General features: G+C 41.9%; 10 protein-coding genes, 1 other RNA gene and 1 pseudogene. 7 read left to right on the top strand and 5 right to left on the bottom strand.

Translation table 11 applies throughout. The annotated features are described in order from the left end of the window. Positions 1 to 71 precede the first annotated feature (71 nt). The 3 genes from Q0Z55_RS04180 to Q0Z55_RS04170 all read left to right on the top strand — a co-directional run bounded on the left by Q0Z55_RS04180 (position 72) and on the right by Q0Z55_RS04170 (position 2,051). A complete protein-coding gene (locus tag Q0Z55_RS04180) occupies positions 72 to 197 on the top strand; it encodes a hypothetical protein (RefSeq protein ID WP_297424556.1) in 126 nt (41 codons plus the stop codon). Positions 198 to 422: 225 nt separating this feature from the next. Further along, positions 423 to 740 carry a hypothetical protein gene (locus tag Q0Z55_RS04175; protein ID WP_297424554.1) on the top strand — a complete coding sequence of 106 codons (318 nt, stop codon included), beginning with the start codon at positions 423 to 425 and terminating at the stop codon, positions 738 to 740. A gap of 27 nt (positions 741 to 767) precedes the next feature. Next, positions 768 to 2,051, top strand: a complete 1,284-nt coding sequence (locus tag Q0Z55_RS04170; protein ID WP_297424552.1) for a ribonucleotide-diphosphate reductase subunit beta — start codon at positions 768 to 770, stop codon at positions 2,049 to 2,051. Positions 2,052 to 2,235: 184 nt separating this feature from the next. On the opposite strand, the pseudogene Q0Z55_RS04165 reads toward Q0Z55_RS04170, so the two are convergent. Both Q0Z55_RS04165 and ssrA read right to left on the bottom strand, forming a co-directional pair. Next, a pseudogene (locus Q0Z55_RS04165) lies at positions 2,236 to 2,805 on the bottom strand (integrase arm-type DNA-binding domain-containing protein); the annotation flags it as partial. 177 nt (positions 2,806 to 2,982) lie between these two features. Then, positions 2,983 to 3,341, bottom strand: a transfer-messenger RNA (tmRNA) gene (gene ssrA / locus Q0Z55_RS04160). 131 nt (positions 3,342 to 3,472) lie between these two features. On the opposite strand from ssrA, the gene glpK reads away from it, so the two are divergent. Beyond that, positions 3,473 to 4,951: a glycerol kinase GlpK gene (gene glpK, locus Q0Z55_RS04155; protein ID WP_297424550.1), complete on the top strand. Its 1,479-nt coding sequence runs from the start codon at positions 3,473 to 3,475 to the stop codon at positions 4,949 to 4,951. A 46-nt stretch (positions 4,952 to 4,997) separates the two neighbouring features. On the opposite strand, the gene Q0Z55_RS04150 is transcribed toward glpK, so the two are convergent. Next, positions 4,998 to 5,495: a thioesterase family protein gene (locus Q0Z55_RS04150; protein WP_297424548.1), complete on the bottom strand. Its 498-nt coding sequence runs from the start codon at positions 5,493 to 5,495 to the stop codon at positions 4,998 to 5,000. Positions 5,496 to 5,586: 91 nt separating this feature from the next. Here Q0Z55_RS04150 and hemB point away from each other — a divergent pair, with 91 nt between their 5' ends. Then, positions 5,587 to 6,603: a porphobilinogen synthase gene (gene hemB / locus Q0Z55_RS04145; protein WP_297424715.1), complete on the top strand. Its 1,017-nt coding sequence runs from the start codon at positions 5,587 to 5,589 to the stop codon at positions 6,601 to 6,603. On the opposite strand, the gene Q0Z55_RS04140 is transcribed toward hemB, so the two are convergent. Next, the gene (locus tag Q0Z55_RS04140) at positions 6,600 to 7,526 is read right to left on the bottom strand and encodes a TIGR01777 family oxidoreductase (protein ID WP_297424546.1); all 927 of its coding nucleotides are present in this window, start codon (positions 7,524 to 7,526) and stop codon (positions 6,600 to 6,602) included. The genes hemB and Q0Z55_RS04140 overlap by 4 nt on opposite strands. Positions 7,527 to 7,580: 54 nt before the next feature. Beyond that, positions 7,581 to 8,027: an ABZJ_00895 family protein gene (locus Q0Z55_RS04135; RefSeq protein WP_297424543.1), complete on the bottom strand. Its 447-nt coding sequence runs from the start codon at positions 8,025 to 8,027 to the stop codon at positions 7,581 to 7,583. A gap of 348 nt (positions 8,028 to 8,375) precedes the next feature. Between Q0Z55_RS04135 and Q0Z55_RS04130 the strand changes: the two genes are divergently transcribed. Together Q0Z55_RS04130 and Q0Z55_RS04125 are read left to right on the top strand one after the other, a co-directional pair. After that, complete coding sequence (locus tag Q0Z55_RS04130; protein ID WP_297424541.1) at positions 8,376 to 9,623, top strand: exonuclease SbcCD subunit D; 1,248 nt, start codon at positions 8,376 to 8,378, stop codon at positions 9,621 to 9,623. Positions 9,624 to 9,628: 5 nt separating this feature from the next. Continuing rightward, complete coding sequence (locus Q0Z55_RS04125) at positions 9,629 to 13,240, top strand: AAA family ATPase (RefSeq protein ID WP_297424539.1); 3,612 nt, start codon at positions 9,629 to 9,631, stop codon at positions 13,238 to 13,240. Positions 13,241 to 13,242 lie beyond the last annotated feature (2 nt).

Raw genomic sequence — 13,242 nt, 5'->3', positions numbered from 1 at the left:
AGCAAGTTCCTCTTTTTTAAGAGGAACTTCGGGGGTACAGAATAATTTAAAAACAACAAAAGGATATTTTTATGGAAACCATGACCCCCAACTATATGTTAGGACTTGCTGCCCTGATTATTTCCTTTGTCGTTTTATTTTATGTACCTGTGGCATATTTTTTAATTAAAGTACGCAACAAAAAACATAGACAATAAAAAACCCCTGCTAATGCAGAGGTTTGTTACAGAATCAAAACTGCGCCAACAGCGTTGATTCTTAGTTGACAGAGCCAACATATATTGGACGCTATTGTGTCGTAAAACTCTGTCAACGTCAACCTCTTATAACTACCTGTTTTAAAGAGATATTTTTCAAGACGTTGCTATATCTAACTGATCTAAATAAAGATTTTGTTCGATTAATAATTAAGAGTGCTACACATGAATGAGTCAAGACGCTGTGAGGTAGCTTTTGCTTTTTTATGGATTTTTACAGGAATAATGATTATCTTTTTTCCATTATCCCTACTTAATAATCCATTAGCGTTACCTTATTTGTTTAAGTCCAGTTATAGATTTAAAGCGATTACCTTCTTGCAATGGGTATTTTATTACTTACTGATTGAAGAATCGTTACAGATAGGAAATTACTCCATTCCATTAAACTGTTTACTCTTCATAGTATGCGGTGTGATTGTAGTAATGAATAATATTGCTATAAAAGTCAGTATTAGTTTTAGACCTGCTACTGATTTTTAAAAAATTGCAACTTTAAGAGAGTATGATATGTCTATCCTGAGTTGGGACGATTTCGAAGATGATTCGCAAAAATCGGCTGCACCTGAACAGCAGCCTACGCCCGTCCAACCGCAAAAAGCGGTTGATTCGCAAGTGGTATCTCATACAGAGCAGCCACAGAAGAATGTGGCAGCACCACAACCCGCTACAACCTATCGTGGAGCCGCAGCAGATTCAACCGATCCGCTGGCAAGAGCATCTCACGCTCTAAATAACTTAGATGTAGCACCGGGTCTTGAAGAACTTGAGATGGGTGCGCAGCGTGTTCAAGTTGACGACAAAGCCATGATCAACTGTCGTGCTGACTTAAACCAGTTGGTTCCATTTAAATACGAATGGGCTTGGCAAAAGTATCTAGATGGTTGTGCTAACCACTGGATGCCACAAGAAGTCAACATGAACCACGACATCGCCTTGTGGAAATCAGAAGATGGCTTAACTGAAGATGAACGTACCATTGTCATGCGCTCATTGGGCTTTTTCTCGACCGCCGATTCTTTGGTTGCCAATAACTTGGTACTTGCCATCTACCGTCACATTACCAACCCTGAATGTCGTCAATACTTATTGCGTCAAGCATTTGAAGAAGCAATTCACACCCATGCTTACCAATACTGTATCGAATCTTTGGGTATGGACGAAGGCGAAGTCTTTAACATGTACCGCGAAGTGCCATCGGTGGCACGTAAAGCGGCATGGGGCTTAAAGTACACCCAGTCTTTAACTGATCCGACCTTTAAAACTGGTACACCTGAAAACGATCAAATTTTGCTGCGCAACTTGATCGCGTTCTACTGTGTATTAGAAGGGATCTTCTTCTACTGTGGTTTTAGCCAAATTTTGTCGATGGGTCGTCGTAATAAGATGAATGGTGTTGCCGAGCAATTCCAATACATCTTACGTGATGAATCAATGCACTTGAACTTTGGTATCGACATGATTAACCAAATCAAGAACGAAAACCCACAGTTATGGACAGCAGAATTCCAACAAGAAATCATCCAAATGATTCTTGAAGGTACCATGCTTGAAATTGAATATGCCAAAGACACTATGCCACGCGGCGTGTTGGGTATGAACGCTGCAATGATGGAAGAATACTTAAAATTCATTGCAAACCGTCGTTTGGCTCAATTGGGCTTACCTGAACAATTTGCAGGCGTGACCAATCCATTCCAATGGATGTCTGAAATGATGGACTTACGTAAAGAGAAAAACTTCTTTGAAACACGCGTAACCGATTATCAAACGGGTGGTGCATTAAGCTGGTAACAGTTTAGTTTAGCATCTTAAAAATTCCCGTCTTCATGGCGGGATTTTTTTATGAGTATAAAAAAAAGCCAGACGTTTAGGCTTGGATTGTTTTTAAGAATTTTGGTGGAGTGCCGTGCCATCAATTAAATTAAGCAAATAAACATATCATTTTTAATAAAACCATACAAAATCAGTGGCTATTCAGCTTTGAATAGTCGTAAATATCACGACACATGGCTCGAACTCGATTCACTTGCTCGTAAATACCATGCTGCTGCTGAATCCCTTTTAAATGGTTCATCCATTCAATCGGTTTAATATTGGTGTATAAGCGTTTACCAAACACAGGAAAGATATGTTTTTCTAATGCACCTTTATTTCGGGTCATGGTGTCATGTACCCAAGCATTTAACTTTGTATCTAGCCATTCCCTAGCCAATACTTCAAACGTAGCATTATTCAGCTCAAGCTCTTGGCGTTTTCGTTCTTGCTTAGTAATGATGGGGTTATCGCCGTGTGAAATATCTTGGACTATCTCAGCAGCTTTCTTTCTTGCTCCTTTGCCTGATAGCTCAGGATAAGTCCCAATACCTAACCATGACAATTTGCCAGCAGCTTTTTTATATCTGAATAACCATGACCATTTGCCATCAGGCTTAACTCTAAAATATAGACCACTACTATCTAACTCACGATATTCCTTAGTTTCAGGTTCAAGAGTAGCCAATACTGTATCGGCTACTGGGCGGCGTTTAATATCTAATCTTTTCATCTTTGTATCCCTTCCAGTTCAATAAAATACAGGGGATACAGACTAGGATACATGCCATGTATCCCTATGCCTAGTTATATTCAGTTATGTTTAGGCATAAAAAAAGGCTTGATCCCTTTAGAATCAAGCCTTTCCGCTTTATACAACACTATGTTCAGTTATATTCAGCTAAGTATTTGGTGGAGGTGGCGGGAGTTGAACCCGCGTCCGCCAGCACTACGCTCGAGAATACTACATGCTTAGATATCGTCTATTGTTTTAACCCTTTGCGACCCGACGAACAGGGTGCTCAGGCGATCCTCTAAATTTAGTACAAAGCCCCGAGGCGTGACTTTAATACGGACTTGTGTGCGTGCGCTTCAGTCGGACTCTCTAACCACAAGTATTCGGAGAGGCGGACAAGCTGCCCTTAGGCAGCTAGAGCGTATGATTCGTCGTTTGCGACTAAAAAATGCAAATTTGATTTACGAGAGAAAATGCGCTCTCGGCATGCATCTATGAGTTTCATCACCAGCGTCGAAGCCAGAAACACCCCCAAAGTACGGACTCATCATAGCATAACTTTCAAAGATTACGAGGCTATTTGCGAAGAATTTCATGCGACTTTCTGCGTTTGATTGCTGAATTAGGTTAATATTTTGCCTTTCAAGCACTGTATTATAAAAATATGCGCTATTTACTTGCTTTAGATCAAGGCACAACCTCAAGCCGTGCCATCATTTTTAATCAAAAAGGTGAAATCCAAGCCACGGCGCAGCGTGAAACCAAAATAACCACCCCACATTCAGGTTGGGTAGAACAAGATGCCCATGAGATTTGGAGCAACCAATTGGGCGTGGTACAACAAGCCCTTGCCGCAGCAGGTTTACTGGCCAAAGATATTGCTGCATTGGGATTAACCAATCAAAGAGAAACGACTGTGGTGTGGGACAAACGCACAGGACGCGCCCTAGCACCTGCGATTATTTGGCAAGATCGCAGAGCAAGTGCATGGTGCCAAGCCCTGATTGAACAAGGCTTAAGTCCTAAAATCTTTGCCAGTACAGGATTGCGTATTGACCCTTATTTTAGTGCAGGAAAATTGGTGTGGTTGCTAGAGCATGTGTCTGATTTACGCCAACTTGCCGAGCAAGGTCATGCCGCTTTTGGCACCATAGACAGTTGGCTGCTGTGGAATTTAACCCAAGGTGCTGAACATGTAATCGAAGCCAGTAATGCTTCACGTACCATGCTAATGAATTTACAGCATCAAACATGGGATCAGGCGCTACTTGAGCATTTTAATATCCCACAGAAAATTCTACCCCGCATTATTCAATCAGATGACTATATTGCAGATACAGCACCGGGTTTATTGGGCGCTCGTATTCCAATTACTGGTGTATTAGGAGATCAACACGCCGCCCTGTTTGGTCAAGCTTGCTTTAAAGCGGGTACTGCCAAAAACACCTATGGCACGGGCTGCTTTATGCTGTTTAATACCGGACACCAAATTCAGCGCAGTGACAATCAATTACTATCCACCCTGGCATGGCACGCGCAAAACCAGGCCACTTATGCCTTAGAAGGCAGTGTGTTTATGGCAGGTGCAATTGTGCAATGGCTACGCGATGGTTTAGGGCTTTTACAACATAGTGGTGACATCGAAAAACTTGCTGCTCAAGTCAGCGATACCGAAGGCGTGGTCTTGGTGCCTGCCTTTACTGGGCTGGGGGCACCGCATTGGGATAGTGAAGCACGCGCTTTATTGTGTGGTATGTCGCGTGGCACCACCAAACACCACATTGCACGTGCTGCTTTAGAAGCGATTGCATTTCAAGTGGCAGATGTTTTAAGCGCCATGCAATCTGATGTCGGTCAAGGGCTCACTGAGCTACGCGTAGATGGTGGAGCAAGCCAAAACAATATGCTAATGCAATTTCAAGCCGATATTTTAAATGTGCCAGTTCTGCGTCCTAAAATGCTTGAATCTACCGCATGGGGCGCAGCAGCCATGGCAGGTTTAAAAGTGGGCGTATTTGACTGTTTAGACGATATTGCGGCGTGTTGGCAACTCGATCGTGCTTTTGAACCCAACATGCCAACCGCCGAGCGTGAAGCACATTTAGCCAAATGGCATGCTGCGCTACAACGTGCCAAATCTTAAAAAAAACCGCTTCAATCGAAGCGGTTGATGAATATGTAATTACACTTTAATAAGCATAAGAGGCAATGGCGGTGGCAATCAATTTATCTTGATCATTGACCATATTCATACGCATGGTACAGCCTTTACGTCCCATACGTAGCGCTTCGGCGGTGGCAATGAAATATTGACCACGTCCGGGTTTTAAATAATCTACACGGATATCTAAAGTCGCAACCCGTGCCACTTGCATACTCACCTGCTCAAAATTTTCTTTGGTGGCACGCTTATACAGCTCTGCCATCGCCACAATCCCCCCTACACTATCGAGCATGGTTGCTGTGGAGCCACCGTGTAAAATTTGATATTGCATATTGCCAATCAAATGCGGCTGCATGGCAACATAGGCTTGGAGCTGACCATCGACCACACGCATCTGCATCGCATTATGTTGAAAAAATGGCGAACTATTAAAGGCTTGGCATAACTTTTCAACAACGGCATTAATTTCAACTTTCTCACCAAGATTTAACTCACCAGTCCACTTTTTCACAGCATCATTCATTTTTTTAAATTACCTTAACAACAATTTACAATGATCAAAGCCGTATTATAGAGCTACAATAAAGTAAATTTTAATACAAAACATTGGGATTATTATGTATAGCTTTAATCGTCCAGCTTTTCCTGCAACCCGTATGCGTCGTATTCGTAAAAATGAACACTTACGTTCGATGGTACGCGAAACTCATCTTTCAGCAGATCATTTAATTTATCCAGTGTTTGTTTTACCGGGACACAATCAAACTGAAGATATCGCAAGTATGCCTAAGGTACAGCGTTTATCAGCAGATCTATTATTAAAAAAAGCCGAGCGTTTACTTGAACTTGGCGTCTCAAAACTGGCCTTATTCCCTGTGACTCCACAAGAAGATAAGAGTTTACTGGCAGAAGCGGCATGGCGTGACGATGGTTTAGTCCAAAGCACGGTACGTTTACTCAAAAAAGAATTACCTGAGATGGTACTGATTACCGATGGCGCACTCGACCCATACACCACACATGGTCAAGACGGTATTTTAGATGAATCTGGTTATGTGCTGAATGATGAAACGGTAGAGGCCTTAATTAAACAAGGTTTAAGTCATGCCGAAGCTGGTGCTGATATCTTTGCCCCAAGCGACATGATGGATGGACGTATTGGTGCAATCCGTCAAGCCTTTGAAGCCCATGGACATATTTATACCAATATTATGGCCTATTCAGCCAAATATGCCTCAAGCTTTTATGGGCCATTTCGTGATGCGGTGGGTTCTGCCAGCAACCTAAAAGGCGGTAATAAATATACTTATCAAATGGATATTGGTAACCGTGCCGAAGCCTTGCATGAAATCGCGCTTGATATTCAAGAAGGCGCAGATATGGTGATTGTAAAACCGGGAATGCCGTATTTAGATATTGTACGTGAAGTTAAAGATACCTTTGGTATACCAACTTTTGTGTATCAAGTTAGTGGTGAATACGCCATGTTAGCCGGTGCAATCCAAAATGGTTGGTTGTCTGACAGCGTGATTCTTGAGTCACTCATGAGCTGCCGCCGTGCAGGTGCTGACGGCATTTGGACTTATTTTGCAGAAGAAGCTGCGCTTAAACTCAAATATATGTCAGCTTAATCAGGCTCAGCGATTGCTGATCTTTTGACATGCTCTAGGTTACTTAAAGCATGGTGTAGGCTTTGAAAATGAAACACAAAGCCTGCATCATGTAAATGCTGGGGCACAACAAATTGACCATTTAAAATCAATTGTGACTGCTCACCCATCAGTGTTTTAAACAAGCATGCTGGTGCATTTAATAAAGGACGTCTTTTTAATAATTCAGCAGCTTGGGCGGCAAACTGTGCTTGCGTGGTCAGCTCTGGTGCTACCACATTAAAAATCCGCGCTTTGGTTGGGGTACGCATTAAAAACTCAATCGCTCTGAGTACATCATGTATATGCACCCACACCACAGGCTGTTGTCCGTTGCCAATTTTCCCCACTAAACCCCATTTAATCGGTAATAGCATTTGCGGTAAAATTCCACCGCGTTTACCAAACACCACGCCTAAACGAACAATCTTGGTATTAAACTGACTAAATTGCAAAGCACTGTATTCCCACTTTTGGCACAACTGTGCCATAAAGATATTTTGACTTGGGCTAGCTTCTGAGCACACTTGTGACCATGTTAATGTCGGATCAATACCGTAGTAACCAACAGCCGAACCTGAAATAATACTTTTGGGCATGATATTGGCTTGGATTAAATATTGGTACAGTGCTGTCGTCGTATCTACACGACTATTTATTAACTTTTGCTTACGCGCTGCCGTCCAACGCCCTTTACCTACACTCTCGCCTGCCAAATTGACCACATAATCCAGATTGGTATCTGTAATTTGGTTAAAATCGGTAATCCATGTTAAGCCATGACTCGACTCACGCGCTTGACGGCTTAAGGCAATGACCTCATAGCCACGTTTGAGCAAAAATTCAATTAAATGGGTGCCAATAAATCCACTTGCACCAGTGACTAAAACCGATGGCTTATGCATGCAATACCTATTGAGATGATTATTATTTTCTTAGCTCTAGCATACATGATCTGACTATTTTGTGGACGAAAACATTTTTGCAGCCATTCTTTTGGCTTGTGGTCCATAAAACCAAAACACAATCAGGTAAAACGGAATCATAAAGATTAATAAGCGCGTAATCAGGAGTAGCTGAAAATCAAGATTAAAAGCTTGTTTAAGCCAAAGCTCAAATACATTAGGGATACTTAAATTAAAGATTAAGGGTCCAAGCACGGCAAAAATATAGTTGTATAAAAAGAAAATAAGTACATAAATCAAGCTAAAACGGTTGCGCTCTACAGCACTTGGTGCACGGCGTTCGCGCTTTAAAAAGTGAAATAATAGCAAAATAATGCTAATCAAAAAAGGAAATGCGGTGAGTACTTGCCCCATGCCTTGTGGTAACAATGCAGCGATTACACCAACGAGCATGGTAAATAACACCAAATAAATAAAAAATCTTAACAAATATTGCCACATATACCGCACTGATCCTGCTTTAAAACTTTATTGGAGCACAGTATAGAAAAATTTTGAGTTTTTTTAAGTTTTATTGTCAACCAATCCGCTCAATCAAACGTTATGAAGACTATAGGACTGTAGCAGCCGAAAGCTTTGATGATGGCATCTGCAAATTTTTGCTGACCTTACAGTAATAATAATAAATTTTGTTTGATCTAGGTGTAGCAGCCACTGATGTTCTTGCAAAAGACTTTTTTGACCGACGATTTCTCATCACTCGAATCGTCGGTCTTTTATTTTCTAGCTCTAGTATTTTGACCTCGGTTTTCCTTATAGTAAGGCAGTGGTATTTTTTTGAGCAATAACATGACTGTGCGTTTTTTTCACACCTCAGATTGGCATTTGGGACAATTTTTTCATAACCATGAACGTGACTATGAACACCAACATTTCTTAGCATGGTTGCTCAAACAAATTCAAGACAAACAACCGCATGCTTTATTAATTGCAGGCGATATTTTTGATGTGGTCAATCCTGCATCTACGGCACAAAAACAACTGTATCAATTTTTAGCCGATGCGCATGCAATTGCCCCACATATGCAAACTTTAATGATTGCTGGTAACCATGATTCAGGCTATCGGATTGAACAAGTCGAGCCATTTTTAGCCAAATTCAATGCCAAAGCCGTCGGCGTGATTGGTAAAACTACAGCACAAGAATTTGATTTATCACGGTTATTGGTGCCGATTGTTGATCAAACAGGACATACCCTTGCATGGTGTCTAACTCTGCCCTATTTACGTAGCGCTGAAATTACCGGTTTAAATCAATACACCAGCAATAGCCAAAATGCCATCGCCTATTTGCATCAACAATTAATCAGCGAAGCCAAAGCACGTAAACAGCCCGATCAAGCTTTAATTTTAATGTCACATGCGCATATGCAAGGCGCACAGACTTCAGATTCAGAACGCCCGATTGTGATTGGCCATGAAGAAGCTCTATCAACTGCTTTATTTGATGAAGCCATTGATTACGTGGCACTTGGGCATTTACATAAACCGCAAAAAGTCGGGCAAGCACATATTCGCTATAGTGGCTCACCGATTCCACTGTCATTTAGTGAACGTGACTATAAGCATCAAATCTTAGAAGTGACGATTGATCCCACACTTCAAGGTGAACACAGAGTGCACTGTGAAGCCTTGTTGATTCCACGCCAAGTGGATTTAATTCGTGTTCGTGAAGATTTACCACAGCTTATACCTGCCTTACATGCCCTACCTAAGGGTGAAATTGAAAACGTTGCCGCACGGCATTTTATAGAAATTGAATATCGCTCAGATGCACCGCCTCCCATTGATTTAAGACAACAGATTGAACATGCCTTACCACCAAAACGTTATCGTTTATTACGCATCAGCCGCATTTATGACAAACAAACAGCGCCTTCTACAACAAGTGCCATTGATCTTGAACCTCCAACGCCTGAAGGTTTGTTTGACGACTTATGGGAAAAAATGGGCTATCGCCTAGATCCAGACGTACAACGTGATTTTCAGCAGCTTTTGGCTGAAGCCCAACAAGCGCTTGATGAACAACAAGGATAAATGCGATGAAAATTTTACGTCTAAGCTTAAGTAATTTGGCATCCATTGCAGGTGAGCAAGAAATTTTATTCGAACAAGCGCCTTTAGCACATGCTGGATTAATTGCCATTACCGGTAAAACCGGTGCAGGAAAATCGACGCTGCTTGATGCCATGTGTTTAGCACTCTATGACCGTGTACCGCGCTTAAATGGTGCTGTGGGCAGTATAAAAGATGTCGGTGGTGCAGATTTATCTTTAAAAGATCCCAAGCATATTTTACGCCGCGGTGCGACTTCAGGTTTTGCCGAACTTGAGTTTATTGCCCTAGATGGGAAGCGTTACCAAGCCCGTTGGGAAGTATGGCGTGCGCATAAAAAACTCGATGGCAATTTAAAATATAACCGCGCCATTACTTGCCTTGATGAGCAACGTGTTTTAAATCATAAGGTTTCTGAAGCAACTCCGCTTATCGAACAATTATTGGGCTTAAGCTTTGAGCAATTTACCCGTGCCGTGCTATTGGCACAATCTGAGGTGGGTGCTTTTTTAAAAGCCAAAGACCACGAGCGCGCCGATTTACTTGAATATTTAACCAACTCACAAATTTTCTCTGAGGTCAGTAAAAAAGCGGCGGATAAATACAGCGAGATTAAACAACAACGTGCCAACTTAGAAAAACAGCTTGGCAATATTGAAGTTTTATCGCAACAAGAACTACAACAACTTGAGCAACAACATCAAGGGCTTAAATATCAAATTGAGCATCTTAGCCAAACAGAAAAGCTGCTTGAAAATGATCTAAAATGGCATAAAGACCACCATGAGCTGTATGCCAGCACACAAGCCAAAAAAGAAGTCTATGAGGTGCAATTAGATGCTGATGTAAAACTACATGCTCAAAAAAAATTACTCGCACAACTCGATGCATTTCAAGAAATTCGTGCCCAATATCAAACGCAAAAAGATGCTCAATTGAGACTGAGCCAACTGACACAAGATTTAAAAAATTTCGAACCACAATTACAGCAAGCCCACATTCAATATGAGCAAGCCGCGCAGCAACTGCATCAAGCTGAGCAAAATCTTAATCTATGGCACAGCCAACGAGAACAACTCAAACCACAATTAGAAAAAGCCACCCAACTGGATCATGAGATTCACAGCAAGCTTCAACAACATCAAGCCCTCAAACAGGAACAACAGCTATTTTTTACACGCCAAGTGCAACCACTTGAACTGCAATGGCAGCAACTACAAACCAACTTCAACCAAGCGCTAAAACATAAGCAACAGTTAGAACTGCAACTGCAACAACAGCAAGAATGGGCTATTTTTGATACTTCATGTGCAACAACCACACAGCGTTTAAACGATTATGTGCAGCAATATCAACTACTGCAAACGACGCAGCCTGAGCTATTGCAACACCCGCTACAAGCATTACAGCAACAACACTCTGAATTACAACAGCGTATTTTTGTATGGAAAAATCAGTATCAACAACTGGGCTTACTTGAACAACAACTGCAACAAAAACAGCATCTGCTTCAGCAACAAGATCAATCTTCGCGTGGCTTAGAACGCCTTGAACAACACGCCACGCAGATTATTCAAAATGAGCAACAGCATCAGCGACTGATTGAACAACACGCAAGCAAGCAAAAAATTGCTGATGACTTCAAGCTAAGCATCAGCACCCACCAACAAAAAGTTCAACATAGTCAAATTACCCTGCAACAACTGGAGCAAGTTTTCGAGCAACAACGCCTATTACAACATCAAAGCGTACAAGAGCTTCGTGCGCAGTTGAAACCCAATGAAGCCTGTATGGTCTGCGGTAGCCATACTCATCCTTTTGTGGAACATGCAGATTTGCTCACGAATGCTTTAGGACAATTGCAAGATCAGCAATTACAACAGGCCAAGCAGGAGTATGAACAACTGCATCAACAGCTTAAAGAGTTGGAAATTGAAGCGTCAAAAGCAGATGCCACCTTGCAACAACAGCAACATCAGATTGATGCACTAGCACAAAGCATCGGCTTACAAAGGCAAAAACTACACACTGAATTGCAAATTCAAGCCTTCAATTTTGATGCTCAGCAACCTACGACAGAAATTTTACAAGCTATTTGTCTCAATTTAGTGCAGGTGTCAAAAAACATTCAGCAGTTACAACTTGAATTACAACACGATCAGCAGATTGTGGATACATGGCGCTTAGTACAGCGACAAGCGGAGCAACTGCAATTTGGCTTACAACAGCGTCAGCAACTTGAGCAATTGATTGAAGCTATCGTTTTGCAATTCAACGACGTGCAACAACAACATTGGCAGGCAAATTCTGTGCATTATGCCGCGCAGATCTTGCAACAATTACAACAACGTCAACAACTTTTAAAAGCGCTGGCTGAGCAACAACAACACTGTGAGCAAGTACAAGCTGAGTTGAATCAACAACAACTCAAACTTGAAATATTGCAAAAGCAATCGCAGGAAAAATTAGATCAATTGGCTCAGATTGCAAATGCTGGCAAATCACTGCGTGATCAACTCAATACGCTCACCAAAGCCTATGCGGGTCGCCCATATCAAAAGGTGAGTGAATGGCAAGCAACGCTTGATCAAGAGCACCAAGCATTACAACAGGCAATTGCCATACAGCGCCTTGCGTTAAAAAATAGTGAACAACAGCGCCAACAATTACAACTACAACAACAGCATTTAGACAGTCAGATCACACTCAATACCCAACAACTACAACAGGCTGTGGAGCACATTGCGCTATGGATGAACGCCCATCCTGAGATGCAACCGAGTATAATTGAACAGTGCCTTGCAATTGAGCATGATCAACATCAAACAATTCGTCAGGACTTGCTTAATCATCAACAGGCTTTAGAAAGAGCCAAAAGTGCATGGCAGACGCTTGAGGAACACTATACCAAACATCTCAAGCAACAACCTGACCTGAGTTTTGAACAGGTGCAAGAGCAATTAAAAGTGCTGGCAAGCCAACAACAAAACCAGCAAGATGCCTTTAATACCCTCGATGCCAAACTGCGCATGAATGCAAGCAATCAGGCCAATTACGCCAAATATCAAAGCCAAATTGAGCACATCAAGGCGCAAGAATATCGTTGGGGACGTATTTATGACTTGATTGGACATAAAGAAGGCACCAAGTTTAAAAAAATTGCCCAAGAGCATCATTTAGATATTTTGGTGGAATACGCCAACCAACAACTGCAACCCCTCGCCCCACGTTACCAATTACACCGTATTGCCGATAGTTTAAGTTTGGCAGTGATTGATTTAGACATGAACAGCGAAATTCGTCCTGTACTGTCACTCTCTGGTGGCGAAACCTTCTTGGTGTCATTGGCTTTGGCGTTAGCCATTGCCAATATGGCAGCAGGCTCGATGAAACTTGAATCTTTATTTATTGATGAAGGCTTTGGCACGCTCGACCCTGCCTCTTTACATATGGTGATGAATGCACTGGATCATTTACAAAGCCAAGGTCGTAAAGTGGTGCTGATCTCACACATTCAAGAAATGCATGAACGTATTCCGGTGCAGATTCAAGTCAAGCCTTTGGGCTCAGGGGCAAGTACCATTAAGATTGTGGGCTAATC

Origin of the sequence: uncultured Acinetobacter sp., assembly GCF_947626835.1 — a bacterium.
Lineage (GTDB): Bacteria > Pseudomonadota > Gammaproteobacteria > Pseudomonadales > Moraxellaceae > Acinetobacter.
The sequence above is the reverse complement of the archived record's forward strand: the minus strand, read 5'-3'. Positions and strand labels throughout refer to the sequence as shown.

Coding starts and splice junctions, on each gene's coding strand:
- Q0Z55_RS04180 (WP_297424556.1), top strand. CDS start 72: ATGGAAACCATGACCCCCAACTATATGTTAGGACTTGCTGCCCTGATT.
- Q0Z55_RS04175 (WP_297424554.1), top strand. CDS start 423: ATGAATGAGTCAAGACGCTGTGAGGTAGCTTTTGCTTTTTTATGGATT.
- Q0Z55_RS04170 (WP_297424552.1), top strand. CDS start 768: ATGTCTATCCTGAGTTGGGACGATTTCGAAGATGATTCGCAAAAATCG.
- glpK (WP_297424550.1), top strand. CDS start 3,473: ATGCGCTATTTACTTGCTTTAGATCAAGGCACAACCTCAAGCCGTGCC.
- Q0Z55_RS04150 (WP_297424548.1), bottom strand. CDS start 5,495: ATGAATGATGCTGTGAAAAAGTGGACTGGTGAGTTAAATCTTGGTGAG.
- Q0Z55_RS04140 (WP_297424546.1), bottom strand. CDS start 7,526: ATGCATAAGCCATCGGTTTTAGTCACTGGTGCAAGTGGATTTATTGGC.
- Q0Z55_RS04135 (WP_297424543.1), bottom strand. CDS start 8,027: ATGTGGCAATATTTGTTAAGATTTTTTATTTATTTGGTGTTATTTACC.
- Q0Z55_RS04130 (WP_297424541.1), top strand. CDS start 8,376: ATGACTGTGCGTTTTTTTCACACCTCAGATTGGCATTTGGGACAATTT.
- Q0Z55_RS04125 (WP_297424539.1), top strand. CDS start 9,629: ATGAAAATTTTACGTCTAAGCTTAAGTAATTTGGCATCCATTGCAGGT.